The organism is Shewanella carassii (assembly GCF_002777975.1).
GTDB lineage: Bacteria > Pseudomonadota > Gammaproteobacteria > Enterobacterales > Shewanellaceae > Shewanella > Shewanella carassii.
In genome coordinates this window covers 145,530-170,626 of sequence record NZ_NGVS01000005.1, presented here as the reverse complement: position 1 = coordinate 170,626, position 25,097 = coordinate 145,530, and the positions used below count along the sequence as shown (strand labels likewise).

The 25,097-nt window shown below is 55.2% G+C and carries 20 protein-coding genes; 16 read left to right on the top strand and 4 right to left on the bottom strand.

Annotated features, from left to right (window positions below; translation table 11 throughout):
• The 8 genes from CBE72_RS20390 to CBE72_RS02990 form a co-directional block, all read left to right on the top strand.
• A partial coding sequence (locus CBE72_RS20390) for a bacteriophage T4 gp5 trimerisation domain-containing protein (protein ID WP_420876322.1) occupies positions 1-1,199 on the top strand: 1,199 nt, incomplete at its 5' end.
• Complete coding sequence (locus CBE72_RS03020; RefSeq protein WP_025886888.1) at positions 1,199-1,756, top strand: hypothetical protein; 558 nt, start codon at positions 1,199-1,201, stop codon at positions 1,754-1,756. The genes CBE72_RS20390 and CBE72_RS03020, both read left to right, overlap by 1 nt.
• A 45-nt stretch (positions 1,757-1,801) precedes the next feature.
• Positions 1,802-2,665, top strand: a complete 864-nt coding sequence (locus CBE72_RS03015; protein ID WP_157929029.1) for a DUF4123 domain-containing protein — start codon at positions 1,802-1,804, stop codon at positions 2,663-2,665.
• Positions 2,662-4,743 carry a phospholipase effector Tle1 domain-containing protein gene (locus CBE72_RS03010; protein WP_157929028.1) on the top strand — a complete coding sequence of 694 codons (2,082 nt, stop codon included), beginning with the start codon at positions 2,662-2,664 and terminating at the stop codon, positions 4,741-4,743. The genes CBE72_RS03015 and CBE72_RS03010 overlap by 4 nt, the downstream gene beginning before the upstream one ends.
• A gap of 1 nt (position 4,744) precedes the next feature.
• Positions 4,745-5,854 carry a DUF2931 family protein gene (locus CBE72_RS03005; protein ID WP_100142253.1) on the top strand — a complete coding sequence of 370 codons (1,110 nt, stop codon included), beginning with the start codon at positions 4,745-4,747 and terminating at the stop codon, positions 5,852-5,854.
• Positions 5,855-5,876: 22 nt separating this feature from the next.
• On the top strand, positions 5,877-6,161 hold the full coding sequence (locus CBE72_RS03000) for a type VI secretion system PAAR protein (RefSeq protein ID WP_025886893.1): 285 nt from the start codon (positions 5,877-5,879) through the stop codon (positions 6,159-6,161).
• Positions 6,162-6,261: 100 nt separating this feature from the next.
• The gene (locus CBE72_RS02995) at positions 6,262-6,843 is read left to right on the top strand and encodes a hypothetical protein (protein WP_100142252.1); all 582 of its coding nucleotides are present in this window, start codon (positions 6,262-6,264) and stop codon (positions 6,841-6,843) included.
• Positions 6,844-7,112: 269 nt separating this feature from the next.
• Positions 7,113-8,195 (top strand): rhomboid family intramembrane serine protease, encoded by a 1,083-nt coding sequence (locus CBE72_RS02990; protein ID WP_100142251.1) that lies wholly within the window; start codon positions 7,113-7,115, stop codon positions 8,193-8,195.
• A 198-nt stretch (positions 8,196-8,393) separates the two neighbouring features.
• Here the strand turns inward: CBE72_RS02990 and pntB are convergent, their stop codons facing one another.
• Positions 8,394-9,878 (bottom strand): Re/Si-specific NAD(P)(+) transhydrogenase subunit beta, encoded by a 1,485-nt coding sequence (gene pntB / locus CBE72_RS02985; RefSeq protein WP_100142250.1) that lies wholly within the window; start codon positions 9,876-9,878, stop codon positions 8,394-8,396.
• Positions 9,879-9,889: 11 nt separating this feature from the next.
• Positions 9,890-11,416 carry a Re/Si-specific NAD(P)(+) transhydrogenase subunit alpha gene (gene pntA / locus CBE72_RS02980; protein WP_100142249.1) on the bottom strand — a complete coding sequence of 509 codons (1,527 nt, stop codon included), beginning with the start codon at positions 11,414-11,416 and terminating at the stop codon, positions 9,890-9,892.
• 432 nt (positions 11,417-11,848) lie between these two features.
• Here pntA and CBE72_RS02975 point away from each other — a divergent pair, with 432 nt between their 5' ends.
• From CBE72_RS02975 to CBE72_RS02965, 3 genes are read left to right on the top strand one after another with little or no spacing between them, the layout of a single operon-like run.
• Complete coding sequence (locus CBE72_RS02975; RefSeq protein ID WP_100142248.1) at positions 11,849-13,663, top strand: assimilatory sulfite reductase (NADPH) flavoprotein subunit; 1,815 nt, start codon at positions 11,849-11,851, stop codon at positions 13,661-13,663.
• A 32-nt stretch (positions 13,664-13,695) separates the two neighbouring features.
• Complete coding sequence (gene cysI / locus CBE72_RS02970) at positions 13,696-15,402, top strand: assimilatory sulfite reductase (NADPH) hemoprotein subunit (protein WP_100142247.1); 1,707 nt, start codon at positions 13,696-13,698, stop codon at positions 15,400-15,402.
• Positions 15,395-16,156 (top strand): phosphoadenylyl-sulfate reductase, encoded by a 762-nt coding sequence (locus tag CBE72_RS02965; RefSeq protein WP_100142246.1) that lies wholly within the window; start codon positions 15,395-15,397, stop codon positions 16,154-16,156. Before cysI ends, CBE72_RS02965 begins: the two co-directional genes overlap by 8 nt.
• A 520-nt stretch (positions 16,157-16,676) precedes the next feature.
• Here the strand turns inward: CBE72_RS02965 and CBE72_RS02960 are convergent.
• Together CBE72_RS02960 and CBE72_RS02955 are read right to left on the bottom strand one after the other, a co-directional pair.
• Positions 16,677-18,167, bottom strand: a complete 1,491-nt coding sequence (locus tag CBE72_RS02960; RefSeq protein WP_100142245.1) for a S41 family peptidase — start codon at positions 18,165-18,167, stop codon at positions 16,677-16,679.
• 71 nt (positions 18,168-18,238) lie between these two features.
• Positions 18,239-19,150 (bottom strand): phospholipase A, encoded by a 912-nt coding sequence (locus CBE72_RS02955; protein ID WP_100142244.1) that lies wholly within the window; start codon positions 19,148-19,150, stop codon positions 18,239-18,241.
• Between the two features lie 384 nt (positions 19,151-19,534).
• On the opposite strand from CBE72_RS02955, the gene cobA reads away from it, so the two are divergent.
• The 5 genes from cobA to cysC are packed head-to-tail and all read left to right on the top strand — an operon-like array spanning position 19,535 to position 25,084.
• Positions 19,535-20,356 (top strand): uroporphyrinogen-III C-methyltransferase, encoded by an 822-nt coding sequence (gene cobA, locus CBE72_RS02950; RefSeq protein WP_100142243.1) that lies wholly within the window; start codon positions 19,535-19,537, stop codon positions 20,354-20,356.
• 18 nt (positions 20,357-20,374) lie between these two features.
• Complete coding sequence (gene cysD, locus CBE72_RS02945; protein ID WP_071475794.1) at positions 20,375-21,283, top strand: sulfate adenylyltransferase subunit CysD; 909 nt, start codon at positions 20,375-20,377, stop codon at positions 21,281-21,283.
• The gene (gene cysN, locus CBE72_RS02940) at positions 21,283-22,698 is read left to right on the top strand and encodes a sulfate adenylyltransferase subunit CysN (protein ID WP_100142242.1); all 1,416 of its coding nucleotides are present in this window, start codon (positions 21,283-21,285) and stop codon (positions 22,696-22,698) included. Before cysD ends, cysN begins: the two co-directional genes overlap by 1 nt.
• A 1-nt stretch (position 22,699) precedes the next feature.
• Entirely contained in the window at positions 22,700-24,436 is a 1,737-nt protein-coding gene (locus CBE72_RS02935) for an SLC13 family permease (protein ID WP_100142241.1), read from the top strand.
• Positions 24,437-24,445: 9 nt separating this feature from the next.
• On the top strand, positions 24,446-25,084 hold the full coding sequence (gene cysC / locus CBE72_RS02930) for an adenylyl-sulfate kinase (RefSeq protein ID WP_100142240.1): 639 nt from the start codon (positions 24,446-24,448) through the stop codon (positions 25,082-25,084).
• Positions 25,085-25,097: the final 13 nt, after the last annotated feature.

The following is a 25,097-nucleotide window of genomic DNA, read 5'->3' as shown; positions in this document are numbered from 1 at the left end:
AAGAGGAGATTTACCTGCATGCGCAGAAAGACCTGAACCTACTGACCGAGAATGACAGACACGAGCATATCAAGCACGACAACCACCTGGATGTGGACAATGAAAGGCGCAGCCGCATCGGCGGCAACGACCACTTGACGGTGTTGGGCGAGTCCCGCCAGCAGGTAACAGGCGACAAGAGCCTGATAGTGGATGCCAGCCAACAGATCAAGGTTGCAGACAAATACCTGCTGCAGGCCGGGCCGGAAATTCAATTGAAAGCCGGTGCCAAGATAGTGATCGAGTCCGGCGCCGAAGTAACGCTTAAGGCCGGTGGCAGTTTTGTCAAAGTCGATCCGGCCGGGGTGCATCTTTCCGGCCCAGGGATCAACCTCAACTCAGGGGGTAGCCCAGGCAGTGCCAGTGGTTTCAGCGGTTTGGCATCTGTGTTACCCGGCGTGGTTGAACAAGCGATATTGCCTCAGGGGGGAAGTGTTCCCCTATCTGCGCTGTTGGTTGCCGAGGAGTTCGCCGCGCCTGCGGTGCAGGTGTGCCCGCTGACCGAAGAGGAGGCTCAATCTCAGCCTCAAGCTCAGACGCAAAGCGCTGCTGGGACTTCAACTGAAGCCGATACGGCAGAAACAGCAGATGCTGCGGCCGGTGGCGGAGCGGCATCTGCAGTGGCGCCCGGTGCCGCTGATAGTCAACAAGCTGAGACCCAGCCACAGACAGAAGAAACTGAAGCCGAGCGTTTTCGCCGTGAAGTGATCCGGCCGACGCTGGCAAAACTTGATGTGGTCGATGAAGATGCCGAAATTCTATTGTTGGGGACGGCAGCTCATGAGAGCCATCTGACCATGAGAGATCAGATGGGTAACGGACCCGCCAAGGGGCTGTACCAGATGGAACCGGCAACCCACAATGATATCTGGGACAACTTCCTGAAGTATAAATCGAAATTGGCGAAGAAGGTTTCGGCACTGCAAGGCTCGGATGACAGATTATCCGAGCTGCGCAACAATGATGAATACGCCACCGCCATGGCTTATGTGCACTATGCCAGAGCCAGATTCAGAACCGGAGAGGCCTTCCCTGATGGTCAGGATATCAAGGCGGTAGCCAAATATTGGAAGCAATACTACAACACTGTGCTTGGTAAGGGCACAGTGGAGAAATTTGAACAGGACTGGTGGCGTATCACCGGTAAGGCAGACAAATAATGAGGCAGTTGGTATTAGCTTGGGTGTTGTTGTGTTGCGGTGCGATTCCGGCTTGGGCAACAACAGCAGAAAACGGTTTTTCCCAGAAGTCAGCGGAGGCGAGTTTAACGCTTGAGTTGCGGACTATCGCCAGAGTGGATGTCTCCGCCCTCTGGTTTGCCGATAGCGAAGGCGATCGCATGCCCACCGCAGAGCTTTATCTGACGCAATATAATCGCCAGGGTTATCCGCGGATCATCGACGGTTTCACAGGCCATACCCCCCAATTGCAAGCGGTTGATCTCGACGGAGATGGACAAGTTGAGATTCTGCTTAGATACAAGGCAGGCGGGCACCAGACCCTGATGAATGTTTATCGGCTCGAGGGCAATCTGCTGCGGCGACTGCCTTCCGATGACTTGGTATCGGATAGAGATGGAATAGAACTGCAGTACACATCCGCCGGAGAGCCAAGAATCAGAGTCATCAGCAGCAGAGATACAAATGCTGATAAGGCTTTGCTGGTTACCACAGATTACCGCTTGCAAGATGGCAAGCTGGTTGAAGCCAAGGATTGATTGCTGCCGGAGTCGCCGCGCGGCTTTGGTTATCAAGGAGTGGAAATGTTTGTGCAACGGAATGACACCCTGAGTGAATTAGGCTATTGGCTGCTTAATCCCCTGGCCAATGAAAAGCTGCTGCCCGCTTATTATCAACAGGGCGGCGTGGATGCCGTGCCTCTGTTTCAGGGCACCTTGCTCGAGTCCCATAAAGATAAGGGGCCATGGTTGGTGCCGGCACGGCCGGAACTGTTGCAGCAAGCGCCATTTGCCGATTGCCCTATTCTGGCGCTGGAGAGTCATTTGCCCAGGCCGCAACTGCTTGCCCACTTGAAGAGTCTGTTGCTGGCGGCATGTGATGGTGAACGAGTGGTATTCCGCTTCTATGACCCAAGAGTGCTGCAACCTATGCTGCCGCGCTTTAGCCAAGTTGAGTTGGGGGCTTTTCTGGGGCCGATAACCCGTTTGAGCTTTGTCGGCAAGCCGTTGCCAAGCGGCAACAGCGACGACCCCATGGATGAGGCGCAGCATCTTGATCCCGCCAGCCCCGTTGAGGCCCAGCATGACAGCACTGTGGTGCTGCACCCGGGCGAGCCCGGTTATACCGAGCATGCGGATATCTGGTGGCAGATGAAACCCGAGCATCTGGCCGGACAAAGCGACATCCAGCGCCATATCTATATTGTTGAGCGCCAGTTATGGCGAGAGTTGCATCCCTTGATGAGTCAGCAACCCAAGCGGCGGGAGATCATTAAGGCGGCGATTCTGCGAGGTCGTGAACAAGGGGTGGATGAAGAGGATATCCCTGTGTTTGCTGCCGCGCGTCTGGGACGCAGTGTCAGCTATCCTATGCCGGCGATCGCCCAAGGAATGAGATTGAATCAACAGGACTTTTTGAATTTGGCTAAATGGATGGAGCATGCATGAGTCAGCACACTATCCCCTGTGAAACCTTAACCGACTGGATTGAAATCGACTTTCGTGATGAAAGCAATCAGCCCTTATCCGGGTTAACAGCCACTGTTACCGATGCCGCCGGCAACAGTCGACAGCTCAAGTTGACGGGGGGGCCGCAACTGATCACCTGCTTGGCGCCGGGGGCGGTGACGCTGACTTTTGATACCGACAGCTGGCTCAAGGCAGTGATGTCCAGGCGTCCCCTGAATGCAGCCGAAACCTCGGCCGTGCCTGAATATGTTAAGGCGGCCAAGGGCTTCAACAATACGGTTAAACAGCATTTGCAGGCAACGGTTGGTGATTTTTGGCAACAGCCTCCCACAGCCGCCGTGGCAGAGCGCCATCAAGCCGGGAAAGGCAAGAGTGGTGCCATAGAGCTGCTCAGCCGCAACGCCTATGTGGTGGAGATCCAGGCATTCAAATGGTTAACCGTGCGTATGGGGCTGTTTTTCGATGGCACAGCCAACAACACTTATAACGTCGATTGGGGCAGGCAACAGCAGGAGCGGGCGGCGAATTACTGTATGAACCGCTTCTCGGTGGAGTCACAGGAACAGGCCCTGGAACTGGCGGCTCAGTGTCAGGCACCCATGCCCAAGGCGATGGAGAATCTCAGTGCTACCAATGAATACACCAATGTGCAGAAACTTGAGTGGCTTTACGCCAATCAGCTCTATGGCGCTGGCCTTTTGCAGTTTGGCTTGTATGTCAAAGGGATAGGTACGTCTCTGGAAGAGCCAGCTAACGGCATAGATGATGATGATGCCTTTGCCGGGGTGGCAGCAGGACGCGGGGATAACGGTGTTGAGTCCCGGGTGGAGCAGGCATTGAATGATGTCTGTCAGAACAAGCTCAAGTCGCAGTGGGGCCGCCTTGCCAACCAGTATGATGGCGTAGGCAAGTTTGAGTTTGATCTCTTTGGTTTCAGTCGTGGCGCAGCGGCGGCACGTCATTGCGCCAACATGGTGCTCAGGGAAAAAGATAACCTGTTCCAGGCCGCGCTGGCGAAGCATTGCAGCGATGTGCCGCTGCGCTCAGATATGGATTGGCAAAACAATGAGCATTGTCAGATCCACTTCGTCGGTATTTACGATACCGTCGCTGCAATTGCGACCCTGTGGGACGGCATAGATCCCCATGATGAACACAATGGGGATGTGAAGCTCTGGCTGGATCCCAAGCGGGTGAAGAAGGTGGTGCATCTCACTGCCAATCCAAGGGATGAGTTCAGGTATAACTTCTCCCTCAATAGTCTCAACAACGCCTCTCGAAACCCAACGGCCCCCTTCTTTGAGGCTGTGTTGCCCGGGGCACACTCGGATCTTGGCGGTGGTTACTATTCACGCCAGTTTTTCGATGGCAAGGTGCAGTCCTACAATCCGCTGTTTACCGAGACCAAGCTGGTTGCCGCCTATCACAGCCGCTTGCCGAAAAACGCCGTCAGCAGCAATAGCCCGGTGGCTTTTGGTCAAGGGGACGATCCGGCATTGACCGCCAAGGTGATGGCCTCCAATGCAGGTAAAAAGGTGCTGCGGGAAATCGACCGTTTGGTCACCATGAACTGGTGTCAGACCTCGGACTTGAGTATCGATTATGTGGTCAGGCCTGTATTGCAGGGCAACGAGAACAGTGATCCGGAAGAGAGGGTAACGGTGAAGCTGACCATGACGCGGATTGTTGAAGGGGATCTGTCACGCCTGTATCTAAGGCTGATGGCCGGTTTGGCCAAGTTCAGCGGCGTGAACTTTGATGACGGCGCCTTCGAGCAGAAATGGAGCTCGGACAGCAGCTACAAGGTGGAAGATCTCAACAGTCACTTTAACCTGCTTGGTCGTTCATTCGCCGCTATTTGCGAAGAGGTATTGCAGCAGGCGATGCAGGGGCAACTGCACCCGCTGCTTGGCGATGAATCTTTCAGGCGGGCACTGAGGCCACACTTTATTCACCACAGCGCCGATGTGGTATCGGTCGCCGGTGGTTTTATCGTGCCTTATATCCCCAACGACGGCAATGCTCGCGCCGTGCACCCGGCCGTAAAAGGGAAATAGTATGCCTATGGGGTTTGCCACAGTACTTCGCCTGTTGTTATTGCTGATGAGCGGCTTTCTGTTTGCCTGCTCGGGAGGCAGCATGAGCGCCAGAGCAGCGTCTCAGAGCGAAGGTATTCCCTGGGATATAGAGATAGTGGCGCCTTTTTATTATGAAGTCATGCCCATGGGCAATCCTGTGCCGACTGTCTATGGCCTCAACAGTAAGCAGGACTGGACTTCGGTGCATACCGGCTTTCGGCGGATCCCGGACCTCAAGACCCATAAGGCCAATGCTCCCGGAGGGCTGGATCCCTGGACACTGGATTTTTGTTTCAACTGCATCAGCAGTTTTTATAACGCCGATGCTTATGTTCAGCCGCCGGAAGAGATATTTATCCGCTATCTGGCGCTCACTGAAGAGCGGGTCTATGAACTGAGTTTCCGCCTGCCTGATGAGTTGCAGCGGCAGATGTTGGCCGCGGCAACCGGCGATAATGACAGTGGTAAAGCTTGTCAAACAGGCATTTTATTTGGCTTGTTGCCGGGCGGCGAAGCCAAGGTGTGGCTCGCGGTTTGTGGCCGTTATCAGTACCTGCGTCAGGCCCAGGCTCAGTTTGGCCCCATGACACTCGATGCAAGTGACAGGGATTATCGCCAGTATATGCTGGCCATTGAGGGGCAGAGGCGCAAAAATGCCGCGTCCGCAGAGCCTTTGCTGCCTGTCCGCCCTGAGAGGCTGGAGTCGATGCGCCAAAGTGGCCCGGGAATGGAGCAAGAACCTATGTTGCTGAGCGATAGCCGCTGCTGGACCGATAAGCCCGAGCGCCCCTTGAGCCCACAAACGCCGCTTAGTCGGCAGCAACAACGCTGGCTCAGCCGTTTATGGCTCGATGCCAAGCCGTTGCTGGATAGCAGTGAACTCTATTACAGCTTGCCTCAGGCAGTCACTCTGGCCTGGGAGGAAGCCGCCGCCAAGGGCCTGAGTCCAAGAGAGTCTGAATTATGGGTGCTGGCCAGAGTGGCTGCATCATCGAGCGGCGAGTTGGCACCCTTGGCAGCCAGGCTGCAGCTGACAGAGACAGAGCTTGCCAGGGTGCAGCAATGGGCAGATAAATTTTGCGGACGTTAATCAAGGTATTAAGGAGTCAGTTATGGGTAATGCCGTTAAGTTGGGCGATATAGGGACAGATCATGATGGGTTTCCACCCACGCCGGTGACTTCGGCCTCTTCCACGGTCAAGGTGGATGGTATTCCTCTGGCACGTCAGGGTGATTCATTGGCCCCCCACGACAAGCCCAAACATCCGCCGCACCCTCGTACCATTGCCGCGGGTTCGGGCAGTGTTTTTATCGATGGGAAGCCTGCTGCCAGAACCGGTGATGCGGTTGACTGCGGTGGTACTCTGGTGGGCGGCGGCACTGTGAATATTGGTTGAGATCTGAGCGGTAAAAATGACCCATGGGACTGGCTCGAGGTTGCCCCCTTCTGTATGATGGCGGCCTCAAAAATTCAGTCAGTTTCATAGAGGTATCGAAATGGAAGTCAATCAAGAGCCAAGTCAGCGTCGGGGCGCCAAAAAAATCAGATTCGATAATCAGGAGTTGGTGAAAACCAGCTTTTGGGTCAGCCAGATTTTTATGATTATCGCCACGGTTGCCGGGGTTTATTTGGCGGCGCAGGAAGGTCTGTCACAGGCGATTAAGTTTGATAGCCTGACTAATATGCAGAACAATTATCATCTGCAGCATTCTCTCTATGAGGAGCTGAAAGACAATGTCAAAGTCATGACAGAGTACACTGAGCTTATCGAGAAAGAAAAACCTTATAATATCAAAGAATATCATCCAGTTATGGCGGACTTCATCTGGCAAAATATGAAGTACTCGGCCTATACCCTGGAAACCCCCAGCGATATCCTCTCCGGTGCCCGCCGTTTCTATATGGGTTCTGCTGATGTTGTCGGCAAGATAGAACGTAAGTTCTATGGACCCAGCTTTGGCTCCAAACAGCTGCGAGCCCTGATTGAAGAGGTGGAAACCCACACCTTACCTAAGTTAGAGCAAAGCTATAAGAAGATGGCCGATGAGCTTAAGCGCGCTGGAATAGAAGTTAACTGACGGCTTGGGCTTAGACTTAGTATATCGTTAGCGAATGGCCCGGATAGGGTAAGGCCTCACCTGTCATTGAGCCTGGTTGTGTTGAGCAAGCAGGTTCAGCGCACGAACCATTGCGAATATACAACTAACTTGATCTGGTATCGGTACACAGGGCGTATTGCCTGAAAAGGAAGATTGTGACCGATACTCTGCCTGAGCTGTGCTTGATTTTTCAAGGCCTTTAGCAGCGGCTCTATGGCGTGGATGTGAATATCACAGAGGAATAATCCATGAGTTTAAAGTGTCCCGGGTGTCACAGCGAATCGATGCGCACCTTTGAACTTTACGGTGAGCAGGTGGATAGCTGCAATCACTGCGAAGGTATCTGGTTTGATAACGGCGAGCTTAATGGCGCGCTGTCAACTGCCGACAATGGCAATGATCATGTGCGCATAGAGGAGTCGCTCGGGCCTCATCTTGGGCTTTCCAAGCGTCACTGTATGCACTGTGAAGAACAGATGCACAGGTATTATTTGATGGATGGTTATCAGATAGAGCTGGACGTCTGCCACAGTTGCAGTGGCGTCTGGGTCGATAAAGATGAAAGGAATAAAGTGGTGCAGTCCCCAAGGCTGCAGGGGCTGTTGGCCGAGCTTAACGGCAAGATCAGTGTCAAAACCTGGCTGTTTCAGTTTCTGTCGCAAATGCCGGTGGAGTTCAATCTCAAGACCCGCTCACAGCCTGCCATCACCTATCTGCTGCTGGCACTCAACATCATGATCTTTGCCGCTTATGGCACAGACTTGGACATAGCCGATACCGTGTTTGCCAACTTTGCCCTGCGGGCCGATGAGGTGTTGCACGGCAGCCATGTATGGACCCTGTTCAGCCATATGTTCCTTCACGGCGACTGGCTCCACCTGGCGGGCAATATGTACTTCCTCTATGTGGTTGGCGACAACCTGGAGGATGCCTTGGGGCGGATGAGGTTCCTTGGGCTTTATCTGCTTTGTGGCCTGGCGGCCGCAGCGGCGCAGATCATTGCCGATCCCGGCTCTAATATCCCTATGGTGGGTGCCAGTGGCGCCATTGCCGGTCTGTTCGGCATGTATCTTTTGTGGTTCCGCCATGCCAGCTTGACCTTTATGTTTGTTATCTATCAGAAGAAGTTGTCGCCGATGGCTTTCTTTGCCATCTGGTTGGTCTTCAATTTGGTGGGGTTGTTGCTGGCCGGAGAAGGCGTGGCTTACTGGGCTCATATCGGCGGTTTTGTGATGGGGCTTATCTTGGGGTTTGGCCTCAAATCCAGAGTGATGCAGCAAAACCCCTTGCTGGCGATGCTTAATGAGCCTGAGGTGAAGATCCGCCGCTGAGTCTCACTCTGTGCTTGTCCTAGGGCTTGTTGGCCGATATTGATTCGCCAAGTGAACTTGGCTTACTTGATAGCGGACAAAATCAAAGACAGCTTTGGGCGCAGAAGATAACGGTCTGAGAGCTTAAATCTTTATTGAGCTGGTAAAAGAAGAGGGAGCCACCGGGCTCCCTCTTTGACTATGGGTTTAGCAGGCTATTTAGAGCGATTTCAAAATCGCTTCTACGCTGGCCTTGGCATCGCCGAACAACATCTGGGTGTTGTCTTTGAAGAACAGCGGGTTCTGCACCCCAGCATAACCTGTATTCATCGAGCGTTTGAAGCCGATGACGTTGCGGGCCTTCCACACTTCCAGTACCGGCATGCCGGCGATTGGGCTGGAAGGATCTTCAGTGGCCGCCGGGTTAACCGTGTCGTTGGCACCTATCACCAGTACTGTATCTGTGTCTTCGAAATCATCATTGATCTCGTCCATCTCCAGCACTATGTCATAAGGCACTTTGGCCTCGGCCAACAGCACGTTCATATGGCCCGGCAGACGCCCGGCAACCGGGTGGATACCGAAGCGCACCTTAACCCCCAGATTGCGCAGTTTCTGGGTGATCTCGGCCACGGGATACTGCGCCTGGGCTACCGCCATGCCGTATCCGGGGGTGATGATCACTGAGCTGGAGTTTTTCAGCAGCTCGGCTACTTCTTCGGCCGTGGTTTCACGGTATTCGCCCATCTCTTCATCACCACTGGAAACGGCGCCATCGGTACCGAAACCACCGGCAATCACAGAGATAAAGGAACGGTTCATCGCCTTACACATGATATAAGACAGGATGGCACCGGAAGAACCCACCAGGGCACCTGTGACGATCAGCAGGTCGTTGGACAACATAAAGCCGGCCGCCGCGGCCGCCCAGCCAGAGTAGGAGTTGAGCATGGATACCACAACCGGCATGTCGGCGCCGCCTATGCTGGCTACCAGGTGCCAGCCAAAGGCAAAGGCTATCAGCGTCATGATCAGCAGAGGCCAGATGCTGCCACCTACGTTGACGAAGTAAATCATCAGCAGCAGGGATACCACTACCGCCAGCAGGTTGAGCTTGTGGCGATGAGGCAACATCATCGGCTTGGAGGAGATAATGCCTCTGAGCTTGCCGAATGCCACCACAGAGCCGGTGAAGGTCACGGCACCGATGAAGATCCCCAAGAAGACTTCCACCAGGTGGATGTTGAGCATGGCACCCGTCATGGGCTCATGCGCTGCCGAGGCTGCGGCCTGTTCTATGGCAACCTTGGCGGCTTCCAGCGTGGCATTGAGGTCATTACCGACAGTGACTATCACTTCATTCATCGCCTGTGGATGCAGGCCGAGGAAAGAGTTGAAACCCACCAATACGGCGGCCATACCCACAAAGCTGTGGAGAATGGCCACCAACTCGGGCATTTCTGTCATCTCAACCTTGAGCGCCAGACGAATACCTATGGCACCGCCTATCACCATGGCGAGAATAATCCAGTGAACCCCATTGGTTTCGGGATTCAGTATGGTAGCGATCAAAGCGATCGCCATCCCTATAACCCCAAACAGGTTTCCATTTTTTGCAGACTCCTGCTTCGATAAGCCTGCGAGGCTTAAGATGAAGAACAGGGCCGCTATGATATAGGCTGCTGTTACCAGTCCTTGAGACACGATATACCCCCTTAATCCTTACGGAACATCTTCAGCATGCGCTGGGTGACGGTAAAACCGCCGAAGATGTTGATACTGGCAATCAGCACGGCGATAAATGCCAGTGCGGTCATCAGGGCCGAGCCCTGGCCAACCTGCAGCAGTGCACCTACCACAATAATGCCGGAAATAGCGTTGGTGACTGACATCAATGGCGTATGCAGCGCATGAGTCACGTTCCAAACCACGTAGTAACCCACCACACAGGCGAGCACGAATACAGTAAAGTGCGACAGAAACTCAGCCGGAGCCACCGAGGCCACGGCGCCGAAGGCGGCCACACCCAGAGCGCCCAAAATATACTTGAGCTTGGATGGCGCTTTCTCTTCTGCTTTTTTCGGCTCAACTTTGGCAGCCGGTTTCTTGGGCGCCGCAGTCACAGAGATCTGTGGTGGCGGGAAGGTGACTTCACCGGCCTTGACGACCGTCATGTTGCGCATCACCACATCTTCGAAGTCTATGCTGGCGTTGCCGTCTTTCTCCTTGCACATCAGCTTCATCAGGTTCACCAGGTTGGTGCCGTAAAGCTGGGATGACTGTGCCGGCAAACGGCCAGGCAGATCTGTGTAACCTATGACTTTAACGCCATTGTCGGTCACAAACAGTTCGCCGCTTTGGGTGTATTCGCAGTTGCCACCGGTGGCGGCCGCCAAGTCCACAATCACTGAACCCGGCTTCATGGAGTCGACCATCTCTTTGGTGATGAGCTTGGGCGCAGGTCTGCCTGGAATCAGCGCTGTGGTGATGATGATATCCACTTCCTTGGCTTGCTCGGCGAACAGCGCCATTTCAGCCTTGATGAATTCATCAGACATCACTTTGGCATAGCCATCGCTGGAAGAGCCGTCTTCCCCGCCAAAGTCCAGCTTGAGGAACTCACCGCCCATGGACTCGATCTGCTCGGCCACTTCCAGACGGGTATCGAAGGCGCGCACTATGGCGCCCAATGAACCGGCGGCACCGATGGCGGCAAGACCGGCAACCCCGGCGCCTATCACCAACACCTTGGCCGGTGGGACTTTACCCGCGGCAGTGATTTGGCCGGTAAAGAAGCGGCCAAACTCGTGGGCAGCTTCCACTACGGCGCGATAACCGCCGATATTGGCCATGGAGGAGAGGGCGTCGAGGGACTGGGCGCGGGAGATCCGCGGTACCATGTCCATCGCCATCACGTTGATGTTGCGCTGTGACAGCTTTTCCACCAATTCAGGATTTTGGGCCGGCCAGATAAAACTTACCAGGGTGGCTCCATCTTTGATTTGGCTGATTTCATCTTCGGTTGGCGCGTTGACCTTAAAGATCAAGTCGGCCTGCCATACATTCGGTACCACACTGGCACCGGCGGCTTCGAAGGCGGCATCACTGAAGCTGGACAGCGCACCTGCGCCTGCTTCCACCGCCACATCAAAGCCGAGTTTTTTAAGCTGCTCTACCGTTGCCGGGGTCGCAGCGACCCGGGTTTCACCGGCGAGACTCTCTCTCGGTATTCCAATCTGCATGACTATTCCCTGATGGTTGATAAACAAAATTCACCCCGCCAAAACTCCGCTGGCAGAGTGAAAGAATACAAGTCCGTTGGCCTGGACTCGGGGACTGGTCTTTCCCTTCCATTGGGGACTGCCTGAAATATTTTCAGGAACCAAGCCCGCTCATGAATGAAATCCTGAGTGTGGGGTACAGACATTCACTTCATGGCCCCTAGCGTGCTTTTGGCATTGTCGCAAGTCTTTCAGTGGAAACAAGCGCATATTCTTCATGTGATGTGTTTCTCAACTGGTCTGAGCAAATTCTTTGCGCTGGGCCACACTTTTGTAGCTTAATTTTCACACTATGCATATTCCATATTTGCATAAAAAATTAAATATTATTCTTTTTTGCTTTTCGATAGTGGGGCTAAGCTGCTGACATTACTCTGTCACTGGGCCGTCTCAATGTTACTGAAACAACTCTCTTCACTGGCTTCGCCACTCTCAGCGCCACAAGTGGATAAGCTTAAACAACTCACCGCCGAGCTCAGCCCGCTGCAGCTGGCATGGGTCAGTGGTTATCTGGCCGCCAGCGCTCAGGGGCAGGAGGGCGCTCCCCCACAAAGCCAGAGCGGGCAAACTCTGACCATACTCTATGGCAGTCAGACGGGCAATGGCCGGGGTATCGCCAAGGCGTTGGCCGCCAAGGCCCAGAGTCTGGGATATGGCGTTAACCTGGCATCTATGGGCGAATACAATGTCCGTAACCTCAAGCAGGAAACCCTGCTGGTGGCCGTAGTGAGTACCCATGGTGAAGGTGAAGCCCCCGATGATGCCATTGAGCTGCACAAGTTTCTCGGCTCCAAACGTGCCCCCAAGCTGGATAAGCTTCAGTATGCGGTTCTCTCTCTGGGGGATTCCTCCTATGAGTTTTTCTGTCAGACAGGCAAAGACTTCGATGCCCGCCTGAGTGCCCTCGGGGCCAAGCCTTTACAGCCAAGAGTGGACTGTGATCTGGACTATCAGTCTCAAAGCGACAGTTGGCAAACCGAGCTCCTCGAGCGGGTTAAGCCTCTGCTGCAGGCGGCCGATGGCGCAGCGACCAATGTGGTGTCCATCAATACCGTCAATGCAGGTATCAATGGCAATATCGGCCAGGAATATGACAAGCAAAACCCTTACAGCGCCGAAGTGATAGTCAGCCAGAAACTGACGGGCCGCGATTCACTCAAGGATATCCGTCATCTGGAAATCGATTTGGGCGAGTCGGCCATCAGCTATCAGGCGGGGGATGCGCTGGGGGTCTATTTCCATAACGATGAGGCTCTGGTGGCCGAAATTCTCGAGGCGCTGGCGCTGGCGCCGGATACCCGGGTCAAGCTTGGCACTGAGTCTGTGGCGTTGCGTGATGCCCTGATTGAGCGCAAAGAGCTGACCCAACTCTATCCCGGTCTGGTGCAGTTTTGGGCCGAAACCGTACAGAGCGACGAGCTGCTTACTATCAGTCAAGACAAGGAGCAGACCCGGCGGTTTATTCTCAGCCACCAACTAGTGGACCTGGTGAAACGTTACCCTCTCAATGGCGCCAAGCTGGATTCTGCCCAGGCTCTGGTGGACAAGCTGCGCCCCATTACCCCAAGGCTTTACTCCATCGCTTCGAGTCAGAGCGAAGTGGAGTCTGAAGTGCATCTCACAGTGGCGCTGGTGGAAGAGGAGCGTGACGGCCAACGCCGTTTCGGCGCCGCTTCTCACTTTCTGGCCCGGGCCGAGGAGGGCGCTCAGGTGCGGGTGTATGTGGAACCCAACAAGCACTTCCGCCTGCCCGAAGACCCACAGACGCCTGTGATCATGATAGGCCCTGGAACCGGTGTCGCGCCATTTCGGGCCTTCATGCAGCAAAGAGTGGCCGAGGGCGTGGCCGGCGACAGCTGGCTGTTCTTCGGTAATCCCCATTTCGAGCAGGATTTTCTCTATCAGACCGAGTGGCAACAGTACCTCAAGAGTGGCGCCCTGAGCCGGATCTCGCTGGCCTTCTCCCGGGATCAAGCGGAGAAAGTCTATGTTCAGCACAAGATTAAACAACAGGCCAAAGAGCTGTGGCAGTGGCTTGAGCGCGGGGCTCATATCTACCTGTGCGGCGATGCCGAGCGAATGGCCAAAGATGTGCACCAGGCACTGCTTGAAGTGGCCATGGAGCAAGGCGGTTTGACGCACGAGGCCGCCGAAGCGTTTCTCGATCAACTGCGCAGCGCCAAGCGTTACCAGAAAGATGTCTACTGAGCTGAAGAACCTAGGAATAAAGAGATAAGGCCATGAGTGAGCAGAAATTATCCGCCAACGAGCATATCAAGACCGACAGTGACTATCTGCGCGGCACCATACGCGAGGGTCTGGGCACGGAAGTGACAGGCGCCTTCAGCGACGACGATCAACAGCTGATCAAGTTTCACGGTTTCTATCAGCAGGACGACAGGGATCTGCGCAACGAACGTAAGGAGCAAAAGCTCGAGCCGCTGTACAGCTTTATGCTGCGGGCCCGGGTGCCGGGTGGTGTCTGTACTCCAGAGCAGTGGCTGGGTGTGGACAAGATAGCCTCGGAGCTGACCAGCTCCAACAGCATACGTTTGACGACCCGGCAGACATTTCAGTATCACGGCATCCCCAAGCGCAACCTGAAAACCATTATTCAGGGGCTGGACAGGGAAGCGCTGGATTCGATTGCCGCCTGTGGTGATGTGAATCGCAACGTCATGTGTAACCCCAACCCGGTAGAGTCCAAGCTGCATCAGCAGGCTTATTTCTGGGCCAAGAAGTTGTCGGATCATCTGCTGCCGCACACCCGTGCCTATGCCGAAATTTGGCTTGATGAGGAGAAGCTGCTCAGCACAGAAGACGAGCAGCAGGCAACTGTCGAGCCTGTGTACGGCAAGACCTACCTGCCGCGTAAGTTCAAGATGGCGGTAGCTGTGCCACCGGACAACGACGTGGATGTTTACACCAATGACCTGGGTTTTATTGCCGTGGCGCAAGAGGGCGAGCTGGTGGGCTTCAATCTGGTGGCCGGTGGCGGTATGGGTTCGACCCATGGTGAAGTGGAAACCTTCCCGCGGCTGGCCGATGACTTTGGTTTTATCAAGGCCGAAGACACCATTAAGTTTGCCGAGGCCGTGATGACAGTGCAGCGCGATTGGGGTAACCGCAGCAATCGTAAACGCTCCCGTCTCAAATACACCATAGTGGATCACGGCTTTGAGGCCTTTAAGGCCGAGGTTGAGAAACGCGCCGGGGTTAAGTTCGCCCCCAAGCGTGAGGTGGTCATTGGCGATCGCGGCGACAGATACGGCTGGGTTAAAGGCATAGACAACCACTGGCATCTGACCCTATTTATCGAAGGTGGCCGGGTGAAAGATACCCAGGGTAAGTTGTTGCAGACCGGGCTTCGGGAAATCGCCAAGCTACATAAGGGCGATTTTCGGATGACTTCCAACCAGAACATCATCATCGCCAAAGTGGCGGATGAGGATAAGGCCGAAATCGAAGCGCTGGCACGTAAGCATGGCCTGATGGGGCAGGTGATCACCGCAACCCGTGGCCATTCTATCGCCTGTGTGGCGCTGCCGACCTGCGCCCTGGCCATGGCCGAAGCCGAGCGTTATTTCCCCGAGTTTATCGACCATGTGGATGCGCTGCAGGCCAAGCACGCCATAGGCGATCAGGCGATAGTAGTGCGTATGACGGGCTGCCCCAACGGCTGTGCCCGCCCCTTTGCCGCCGAGATCGGTTTTGTGGGCAAGGCCCCCGGGCGCTACAACATGTATCTGGGCGCCAGCTTCGAAGGCACCCGATTGAACAAGATGTACCGTGAGAATATTCAGGAAGCCGAAATCCTCAGCGAGCTGGATACTCTGTTTGGTCGCTACGCCGCCGAGCGCGAAACCGGCGAGAGTTTTGGTGATTTCACGGTGCGCGCCGGAATAGTAAAACCTGTATTGGACGCCGCGAGGGACTTTCATGGCTGATACCACAAGTTTATTGTACAGCGCCGAGGCGCTGCAGGCCTTGCTGGATGCACCTGCCTCCGAGCAGCAAAGTGCCCTCGCTGCCATCAATGGCTATCTTGGCGGATTGAGTGCCGAGGCGCGGATCCAATGGGCCCTGGTCTATCTGCCCGGGAGTCATGCCTTGTCGTCCAGCTTTGGTATTCAGGCGGCAGTGATGCTGCATCTGGTGAACTCGGTGCAGCAAGACACGCAAGTGATCTTGACCGACACCGGCTACCTGTTTCCCGAGACCTACCGCTTTATCGATCAACTGACAGAACGGCTCGGACTCAATCTCAAGGTCTATCGGGCAGAGACGAGTGCCGCCTGGCAGGAGGCCAGATTCGGTAAGCTTTGGCAGCAGGGGCTTGAAGGGCTGGAGCAATACAACCGTATCAACAAGGTAGAGCCGATGCAGCGGGCACTGGCTGAGCTGGAAGTTGGCACCTGGTTTGCCGGGTTGCGCCGCTCTCAGGCATCGACCCGGGAAGGGTTGCCGATTTTGGCTATCCACGGCAAGCGCTACAAGATGCTGCCGATTATCGAGTGGAGCAACAAGCAGGTGCATGAGTATCTCAAGTGCTATGACTTGCCCTATCACCCCCTCTGGGAGCAGGGTTATGTCTCTGTGGGTGATAGCCATTCGAGCAAGCCACTGGAACTGGGGATGACGGAAGAAGAGACACGTTTCAACGGGCTAAAACGCGAGTGTGGATTGCACTACGAGATCTGATTTGTGGCCGCTGTCATCAGCGGCTTTTTTCTGCCTGTGGACAAGTTGAAAGGATTGTCATCTTGTGGTCATCTTGGAAAGTTAACCTCTAGGATTCCTATTGTTACGGTCTTCTAATCGTTGAGGGTCATACTTTAGTACATATTTGTTCACAGGGTTATGCACAGGAGGTTTTTCTGGTTTATAATCCAAAGTTCCCGCGGGGGAAAGTGTGATATGTCATTCTGTATCGGGTGTTTTGATGAAACATCGGCTTAGCGGCAGGCAGTGCAGTCGGCAATACACACCAAGACGGCTCGCCCTTTTGGCATCGGTTGCCCAGGTTTTTCAGCAGTCGGTCGCGAGTGACCCCGAGCTTTGATTGGCTTGCTGGCGCAGCTTCAAAGCACTCTCCATGTCCCGGATAGCCCACTTACCCTTTCATGGGGCTATCCGGGAATTGTTTCTTCCTGCTTCAATCCTCTTTGACCCAATCTCCTTTGACCCAATCTCCCGCAGGCTTTTATTGATGCTGGGCTTGTTACTGCTGATCTTTCTTTGCTTGGCTGTCTTTTACTTTAGTGCCCTTTACTTGAGTGTCTTTTTCCTGAGTGTTCTCGGATTGCCCCTCTGCAGAATGCTGCAGGCTTTGCTCCGGGGAGATGAGAGACAGCAATCCCTGCCATTGCAAGGGTTCATCTGTTGGCAGTTGCAGATCCGGCTCTGTGCCGACCCCGGAAAGCAACTGACCATAGCCATCATAGCCAAGCGAGGCGCTGATACTCAGTTTAAGGCCACTGGCCGGCAGGGTGAAATGATGTAAACGCCCCAGATCGCCACGGGTAGGTTCGCCCACCAACAGCGCCCGGCGCCAACGTTTAGCGGCAGACGCAATCCATTCACACTCCTGGCGGCAATCCGGGCCGATAAGCAGTACCAGGCGTCCCGAGTCAGGCACGGGTGCAGCAGCCAGTTTGGGGATCGGGCGGGCATACCAGTGACTCAGGTTGGGCTGGGGCTGATTGTCCAGCGCGGCCCGCACCGGCGGAAACGGCGCGAATTGGGTGAGCGGCTCAAAGTGCAGCGGCCGCAGAAAGTCGCGCCGCAGCTGTGGCGAGCGGCGGTAGCGGCCATAGCCCAGCGGTTGGCTGCTGAGCCCGTCCTGGTAGTTGCCGAGAAACTGCAGCAGACTGTCGCTGAAACCGCGGGTGCGGCGCAGATCCAGCACTAGGGTGCGATTGCTCATGGCGCGCAACAGATCTTGTTGCAGCTGAAGATCAGTCTCTATGGCGTTGAGATCTGTCAGGCTAAACAGGGCTGTGTCAGGCGCCAATTGCTGCCAACTGGCCAGAATCGACAAAGGGGCACTGCGAAACCGCAGCGGTACTTTCATCTCTATGTTTTGCGGCTGGAGATCGGCTCCATAGAGCGTCAGCAACACCTCATCTTTGACCCTGAGTCCCATCTCTCGCCGCAGCAGATCCAGCTGCTGCAACCAGGGGAGCTGCAGCTGCACGCTATTTTGCTGCTCCGGAGGCAAGAAGCGATTGGCAATCTTCTGCCAATGACTGATGGGCAGACCGTCGATATGGCTGATAAAAGGCATATCACTGTGGAGGGGCTCGTCCTTGTCATTGAGGGCCAGCCATTTGTCTTCCATGGCTCTCAGCCTGAGGGGCAAGACCCCGGAAGGCTGTGCCGTTTGACTGAGTCGGACCCCGGGGTCTTTTAGCTCTCCCAGCAGCTTATTGACTTCGGCGGTGAAACGGTTGATGGCTATGTTGTCTCGGTATTCCTGTTTCAGTCGTTGCAGCCGTTTTTCGAGCCGTGGCTCAATGTCCGGATCCAGTACCCAAAAGGCCGAGTGTTGCTGTAGTTGCTCGAGCAGCACAGTCAGGTCGGCCTGCATCTGCCTTTGGCTCAGCAGCTCTTTTTTCGGTGGCTCAGGCAGCAGGAATCGTCCCAACTGCAGACTGGAGATCAACAGCAGCAGGACAAAGCAACTCACTATTTCACGGTATCCCGGTTTCATATCACTCCCGGATGTCAGCCTCTGGACTTTTTAGCGGCTCAGAGGCTGTTATCGAGTTCGCCTTTGGCGGCTCAAAGAATATCGTTGATGGCAACCCCTATGCCTATACGTTGGTTATGGGCGTTATAGTCGATAAGGCTTTCACCATAGCCATTGAAATACTGGGCATACAGGCGCAGGTTGCCGAGTATGGGGTAGCTCCAGGTAAACTCCACCGCGCCGCGGTTGGGACTCTGCAGATTGTTACGCAACATCAGGCTGAATCTGTGGTCGTCTATGCCGTAGACTCCGGTCAGCTCGAAGTGGCCGAGGTAATCGCTGATATCCGGGTTATCGTCGCCGCGGGGATCGCCTTCATACTCTTTTTCACTTTCCGGGATCCGCCACCACACCTTGGCTGATACTGCCATCGGCCCTTTGTCGAACACCATGGTGCCATAAATACGGTTCCAACTGCGGGACAGATCGCCCGACTTGCCATTGGACTGATGCACCGCGCCAAAGCCCCAGAAGGAGTTGGTGAAACCGCCTATTTTCCAGTCGTTGTTGAACAGCATAAAGAGTTCGGGCTCGTGGTTGGTTTCCCGAAACGGTGAGGAGATATCTTTGTTGTACACCTGCCACCAGGATTGGTTGGTATAGGCGAAAAACAGATGACCATTGTCGCCAAACACGTTGTACATCAGCGGGAATTTGAAGCTTATTTGGAATTTGGCTTCATATTTATCCAAAGTTTCATTTTCTGAAGTCGTTTTCGATTCAAAAGGGGCCATGTTGGGCGAGGGATTATAGGTGACCGGCAGTATGTAGTTGACCTTGTGCGGAGTGATCACAAAGGGTCGCTCTGAGGTTTCCAGTTCCTCTTTTACCCTCTGGTCGACTAGCGAAGGGGCATTGTCTTCGGCGGCGGAGAGTTGGCCGGTCGGCAGTATCGCCAGACCCAAGATCAGGCAGCTGAGGCTGGAGCGGATTTTGGTATACATATTCTTCCCTGTTGTCTCTGAGGCTTGATGGAATGCCCGGCTATTGCTTCGGCCTGAGAGTGTACCATCCCGGCTTTACTGTGCACATTCCCATTTCAAGCCGTTGTCACCGAGATAAAACTATAATTTTTTGCCATAAGTTAGTGCCAAAAGCGGCAGTAGACAATAGGAAATTTCAGTAATTCACTTCTGCTTTTGTTTTGTAATTCATTGAAAATAAAAGGCAATGTTTTTTATTAACAGATTTGTCCGTCCCAGATATCTTTCCTGTTATCGCGATTCCCTCATATATAGCTAAAAGTAATAACAACTAATGATTCTCTATTTATAGTGGAATATGTGTAGCCGCTATATTGCTTACATCAGCAAGATGGGGAATAGCGCATGGAATTACTGACACTGCCCGGTAAGCGGGCCAAGGGCAAAGTTTATCTGCTTGGAGCCGGTCCCGGCGATCCAGAACTATTGACCGTCAAGGCGTGGCACCTGCTTAAGCGCGCCGATGTGGTGCTGTTCGATGCCTTGGTCAGTCCCGAGATCCTGGCGCTGATCCCCGAAGGTGCCGAGCGCATTGCCGTGGGCAAACGGGCCGGTGAGCACAGTGCTTCCCAGAGTGAAATCAATCGTTTGTTGCTGACCAAGGCTTTTACCCGCCAAACCGTGGTCAGACTCAAGGGGGGCGATCCCTTTATCTTCGGTCGCGGCGGCGAGGAGTTGCAGACTCTGGCGCAGGCCGGCGTCGCCTTTGAAGTGGTGCCGGGCATAACGGCCGCCAGCGGTACCGCCGCCTATGCGGGGATTCCCTTGACCCACAGAGATTTTGCCCAGGGGGTCAGCTTTATTACCGGTCATTGCCAGCTGCAAAACCGCCCCATGGATTGGCAAGGCTACGCCAACCCGGCCAACACCCTGGTGGTGTACATGGGGATCCTCAATGCCGGGCTCATTCAGCAACAACTGATTGCCCATGGTCGCAGCCCGCAGACGTCGGTGGCCATAGTATCCAAGGCCACGACCAGACAACAGCGGCGTGTTATCGGCACTCTGGAGCAGTTGCAAACCCTGGCTCAGGACTCGCGGGTAGTGATGCCGGCGCTGATGATCATAGGCGAAGTCGTCGCTCTGGCGGACAGCCTCAGCTGGTTTGAACCCGAGGCGGCGAACAATGGCCTGCAACTACAACATGATGCTGTTACAGCACTTTGAATCAATTGGAGAAATAAGATGTCAGGGCCAGTGTTGAGTCACCTTGAACAGTTGGAAGCCGAGAGCATCCAGATCTTTCGCGAAGTTGCCGCCGAATTTGACAACCCGGTGATGTTGTATTCCATCGGCAAGGATTCTTCCGTGCTGTTGCATCTGGCGCGCAAGGCTTTTTATCCGGGCAAGATCCCTTTCCCCTTGCTGCATGTGGATACCGACTGGAAGTTTCGCGAGATGATACGCTTTCGTGATCAGGCGGCCAAGCAGTACGGCTTCGAGCTTCTGGTGCACAAGAACCCGCAAGGCCTGGCGATGGGCATGAATCCCTTTACCTTCGGCTCGGCCAAGCACACAGACGTGATGAAGACCGAAGGCCTGAAACAGGCCCTGGATAAATACGGTTTCGATGCCGCTTTTGGCGGCGCCCGCCGCGACGAGGAGAAGTCCCGCGCCAAGGAGCGTGTCTATTCCTTTCGCGATCGCCATCACCGCTGGGATCCCAAAAATCAGCGCCCCGAGCTGTGGCACACCTATAACGGCCAAGTCAACAAGGGGGAGAGCATCAGGGTCTTCCCGCTTTCCAACTGGACCGAGTTGGATATTTGGCAATACATCTATCAGGAAAACATCGACATAGTGCCGCTCTATTTTGCCGAGCAGCGCCCGGTGGTGGAGCGCGATGGCAGCCTGATCATGGTCGATGACGAGCGGATGCCGCTCAATGAAGGCGAAGTGCCCGAGTATCGCCGGGTGCGTTTTCGCACTCTGGGGTGTTATCCCCTGACCGGCGCCATAGAGTCCAGTGCCGCGACACTGGCAGAGATTATCGAAGAGATGTTGCTGTCCCGCTCCAGTGAGCGTCAGGGACGGGTCATCGACAGGGATTCGTCCGGGTCGATGGAAAAGAAAAAGCGTGAGGGGTATTTCTAATGTCGGTTGCACAACAAGTCAATGAGCTGGATATAGAGCAATATCTTGAAAATCAGCAGCATAAATCGCTTTTGAAGTTTCTGACCTGTGGTTCCGTGGATGACGGCAAGTCAACACTGATAGGCCGTTTGCTGCACGACAGCGCCCAGATCTATGAAGATCAACTGGCGGCATTGCACAAGGATTCCAAGAGCCATGGCACCACGGGCGAAGCCGTGGATCTGGCCTTGCTGGTGGATGGCCTGCAGGCCGAGCGCGAGCAGGGGATCACCATAGATGTGGCCTATCGTTACTTCTCTACCGAGAAGCGCAAATTCATCATTGCCGACACTCCCGGGCATGAGCAGTACACCCGTAATATGGCGACCGGCGCTTCCAACTGCGATCTGGCGATTATCCTGATCGACGGTCGCTACGGGGTGCAGACCCAGACCCGCAGACACAGCTTTATCTGCTCTCTCCTGGGGATCAAACAGTTCATCGTGGCCGTCAACAAGATGGATCTGCTGGATTTCAGTGAAGAGCGTTTCGAGGCGATCAAGGCCGACTATCTGGCGTTTGCCGGCCAGTTGCAGCTGGAAGATATCCGCTTTGTACCACTGTCGGCCCTCGATGGCGACAACCTGGTGAACCGCTCTGCGCGCACCCCTTGGTATCAGGGCGAAACCCTGCTTGCCATGCTGGAGAGTGCGCCTGTGACCGGCTTTAACCACGCCTTCGATGCCCGCTTCCCGGTGCAGTATGTCAGCCGTCCCAACCTGGATTTCCGCGGTTTTGCCGGTACTTTGGCTTCCGGCAGTCTGCAAGTTGGTCAGAGGGTCAAGGTGCTGCCTTCGGGGAAAGAGTCGACTATCGCCTCGATTGTCACCTTCGATGGTGAGCTCAAGCAGGGCTATGCCGGCCAGGCACTGACCCTGACCCTGAGTGATGAGATTGATATCAGCCGCGGCGATGTGATAGTGCCGGCGGCCAGCCCTGTGGGCGTTTCCAACCGGCTGCAGGCCAAGGTGGTGTGGATGCACGAGCAGCCGCTGACACCCGGCAAGCAATACAACATCAAGCTGGGAACCAAAAAGGTGCCCGCCAGTGTCAGCCGCATACTGCACAGCATAGATGTGAATACCCTGGCACAGGACAGTGTTGCCGAGCTGAGCCTCAACACCATAGCCCTGGTTGAACTTGAGCTGAGCGAGGCCGTGGTGTTCGATGCCTATAATGACAATCGCGACACCGGCGGTTTTATCTTTATCGATCGCATCAGCAATGTCACTGTCGGTGCCGGTATGGTGCAGCAGGCGCTTGGGAAAACTGAAAAAACGACCCATTTCAGTGAGTTTGAATTGGAACTCAATGCCCTGATCCGCAAGCATTTCCCCCATTGGCAGGCGCTGGATATCCGCGCTCAGGGAGACTGAATTGTTTGAAACCTGGATCCTGGGGTTAATACTGCTCGCGCTGGTGGCCGGACTCGTCAGTGGTCTGGCATCACCGGCCATGCTGTTTACCATAGCGGCGCTGCTCAGTTACCTCTTGGGTATGCTGGAACTGGAGTCGCTGCTGGGCAGTTTTACCAACGCCAGTCTGGTGACTCTGGTGCTCCTGGTGCTGGCAACCACGGCACTGGAGAAGACGCCCTTGCTCGGTAGGCTCAGCCAGGTCATAGGCTCAGGCTCCTTGGGGCTGACCATGGCCAAGCTGGGGTTTTCCACTGCGTTGCTGTCGTCTTTTACCAACAATACCGCCGTGGTGGCCTCGCTGATTGGCGTGGTGCGTCGCAATCAGCAGCACGCACCGGCCAAGTTATTGCTGCCCTTATCCTACGCGGCGATTTTGGGCGGCACCCTGACCCTGATTGGCACCTCGACCAACCTGATAGTGAACTCCTTTGTTGAAAACGCCGGGCTGAAACCCCTGGGCTTTTTTGAGTTTTCCTTGATTGGCCTGGCCGTGGTGGTGGCCGGTATTGCGCTTTTGGTATTACTGTCACACCTGTTGCCCGATGGCGATGAGCAACACGGCGATGAAAGTCTGCCTTATCTGTTGGAAGCCAAAGTGCTGCCCGGCTCGACCCTGGTGGGCCGCAGCGTGCAGGACAACAGACTCAGGGCCCTGAAAAAGCTCTATCTGGCGGAGCTGGAGCGCAGCGGCATTCGCATCTGCCCTGTGCCGCCGCAACTCGTGCTGGCCGCGGGGGATGTGCTGCGCTTCAGCGGCGCGGTGGAGTCGGTTGAGTTGCTGCATCAATTCGATGGTTTGGAGTGGTTCGGCAAGCAGCAGGCCAGGGGCCAGAATCTGGTGGAAGCCGTGCTGGCGCCGTCTTCGGCTTTGGTGGGCTCTTCACTCAAGGCCTCGCGATTTCGGGAGCAGTTTGATGCCGCCGTAATGGCGATTCGCCGCGGCCATCATCCACTCAAGGGCGGCTTGGGCGACATAGTGCTGCAGGCCGGAGATGTGTTGCTGTTGACCCCGGGCGATGGCTTTGGCCGTAATCCGCGTCTCAGTACCGACTTTGCCGCCGTCAGCGGCCTGGACCTGAGTGTCAGGCTGGACAGTCGCCGCAGTCAGTGGGTGCTGGCGGGCTTTGTGCTCACCATAGCTGCCAGTCTGCTGGGCTGGCTGCCGCTGGCCAAGGGGCTGGTGCTCTTGCTGCTCAGTTATCTGGCGATAGGTGCTGTGACCTTGGGCGAGCTCAAACGGCGGTTCCCGCTGGAGCTGGTGTTGATTGTCGGCAGTGCCCTGAGTCTGGCTAAGCTGATGTTGGATACCGGCTTGGCCAAAGGGATGGCTGATACTCTGCTCGGCGCTTTTTCCGGCTTTGGGGTCTTTGGTGCCTTTGTCGGGGTTTATTTGCTGACCTTGCTGTTGACCGAACTCATTACCAACAACGCGGCGGCGGCCTTGGCTTTTCCCGTGGCCTATGCGATTGCGACCAGCTTCGGGGTCGACAGTCGGCCTTTTATTCTGGCAGTGGTTTTTGGTGCCAGCGCCAGCTTTATTTCGCCCTATGGCTACCAAACCAATCTGATGGTGTTCAACGCCGGTAATTACCGCTTTATTGATTTTGTGCGCTTGGGGCTGCCGCTGTCGCTGCTTTACTCGGCGATAGTTTTGTTTCTGGTGCCCATGCTGTTCCCCTTTGATGCGGGTCTTTAAGGAGTGACGATGAAGAATTCTACCCAGCCCAATGCCGATATCGTTTGGCATCAGCATGCTGTCGATCAGGCGGCCAGGGCAGCCCAGAAGGGCCAACAACCTGTGCTGCTTTGGTTCACCGGGCTGTCCGGCGCCGGCAAGTCGACCCTGGCAGGCGCCCTGGAGCGGGCACTGTTCGAGGCGGGGTTTCATACCTATCTGCTCGATGGCGACAATGTGCGTCATGGTCTTTGCAAAGATCTCGGCTTCAGCGCCGCCGATAGGGATGAAAACCTGCGAAGAGTGGGCGAAGTGGCGCACCTGATGGTGGATGCCGGTTTGCTGGTACTGTCGGCCTTTATCTCGCCGACCCGGGCCGAGCGTGATGCCATTCGTGGCCGGTTTGCCGCGGGACGTTTTATCGAAGTGCATGTTTCCACGCCGCTGGCTGTGTGTGAGGCCCGCGATCCCAAGGGCTTGTATCAGAAGGCGCGTAAGGGGGAGATCCGTGACTTTACCGGGATTTCGGCGCCCTACGAAGAGCCGCTGGCTGCCGAGTTAACCATAGATACCAGCAAGGGCGATCTCAATACCCAGGTGCAGGCATTGCTGGATTACCTCTCTGCCTTGGAAGTGATCCCGTCGACGCGATTACAGGCCAGCGCCTGAGGCTTAGTAGATG

What these genes read in the sequence shown, in the direction of transcription:
- CBE72_RS03020 (WP_025886888.1), top strand. Translation starts at nt 1,199, where the DNA reads ATGAGGCAGTTGGTATTAGCTTGGGTGTTGTTGTGTTGCGGTGCGATT.
- CBE72_RS03015 (WP_157929029.1), top strand. Translation starts at nt 1,802, where the DNA reads ATGTTTGTGCAACGGAATGACACCCTGAGTGAATTAGGCTATTGGCTG.
- CBE72_RS03010 (WP_157929028.1), top strand. Translation starts at nt 2,662, where the DNA reads ATGAGTCAGCACACTATCCCCTGTGAAACCTTAACCGACTGGATTGAA.
- CBE72_RS03005 (WP_100142253.1), top strand. Translation starts at nt 4,745, where the DNA reads ATGCCTATGGGGTTTGCCACAGTACTTCGCCTGTTGTTATTGCTGATG.
- CBE72_RS03000 (WP_025886893.1), top strand. Translation starts at nt 5,877, where the DNA reads ATGGGTAATGCCGTTAAGTTGGGCGATATAGGGACAGATCATGATGGG.
- CBE72_RS02995 (WP_100142252.1), top strand. Translation starts at nt 6,262, where the DNA reads ATGGAAGTCAATCAAGAGCCAAGTCAGCGTCGGGGCGCCAAAAAAATC.
- CBE72_RS02990 (WP_100142251.1), top strand. Translation starts at nt 7,113, where the DNA reads ATGAGTTTAAAGTGTCCCGGGTGTCACAGCGAATCGATGCGCACCTTT.
- pntA (WP_100142249.1), bottom strand. Translation starts at nt 11,416, where the DNA reads ATGCAGATTGGAATACCGAGAGAGAGTCTCGCCGGTGAAACCCGGGTC.
- CBE72_RS02975 (WP_100142248.1), top strand. Translation starts at nt 11,849, where the DNA reads ATGTTACTGAAACAACTCTCTTCACTGGCTTCGCCACTCTCAGCGCCA.
- cysI (WP_100142247.1), top strand. Translation starts at nt 13,696, where the DNA reads ATGAGTGAGCAGAAATTATCCGCCAACGAGCATATCAAGACCGACAGT.
- CBE72_RS02965 (WP_100142246.1), top strand. Translation starts at nt 15,395, where the DNA reads ATGGCTGATACCACAAGTTTATTGTACAGCGCCGAGGCGCTGCAGGCC.
- CBE72_RS02960 (WP_100142245.1), bottom strand. Translation starts at nt 18,167, where the DNA reads ATGAAACCGGGATACCGTGAAATAGTGAGTTGCTTTGTCCTGCTGCTG.
- CBE72_RS02955 (WP_100142244.1), bottom strand. Translation starts at nt 19,150, where the DNA reads ATGTATACCAAAATCCGCTCCAGCCTCAGCTGCCTGATCTTGGGTCTG.
- cobA (WP_100142243.1), top strand. Translation starts at nt 19,535, where the DNA reads ATGGAATTACTGACACTGCCCGGTAAGCGGGCCAAGGGCAAAGTTTAT.
- cysD (WP_071475794.1), top strand. Translation starts at nt 20,375, where the DNA reads ATGTCAGGGCCAGTGTTGAGTCACCTTGAACAGTTGGAAGCCGAGAGC.
- cysN (WP_100142242.1), top strand. Translation starts at nt 21,283, where the DNA reads ATGTCGGTTGCACAACAAGTCAATGAGCTGGATATAGAGCAATATCTT.
- cysC (WP_100142240.1), top strand. Translation starts at nt 24,446, where the DNA reads ATGAAGAATTCTACCCAGCCCAATGCCGATATCGTTTGGCATCAGCAT.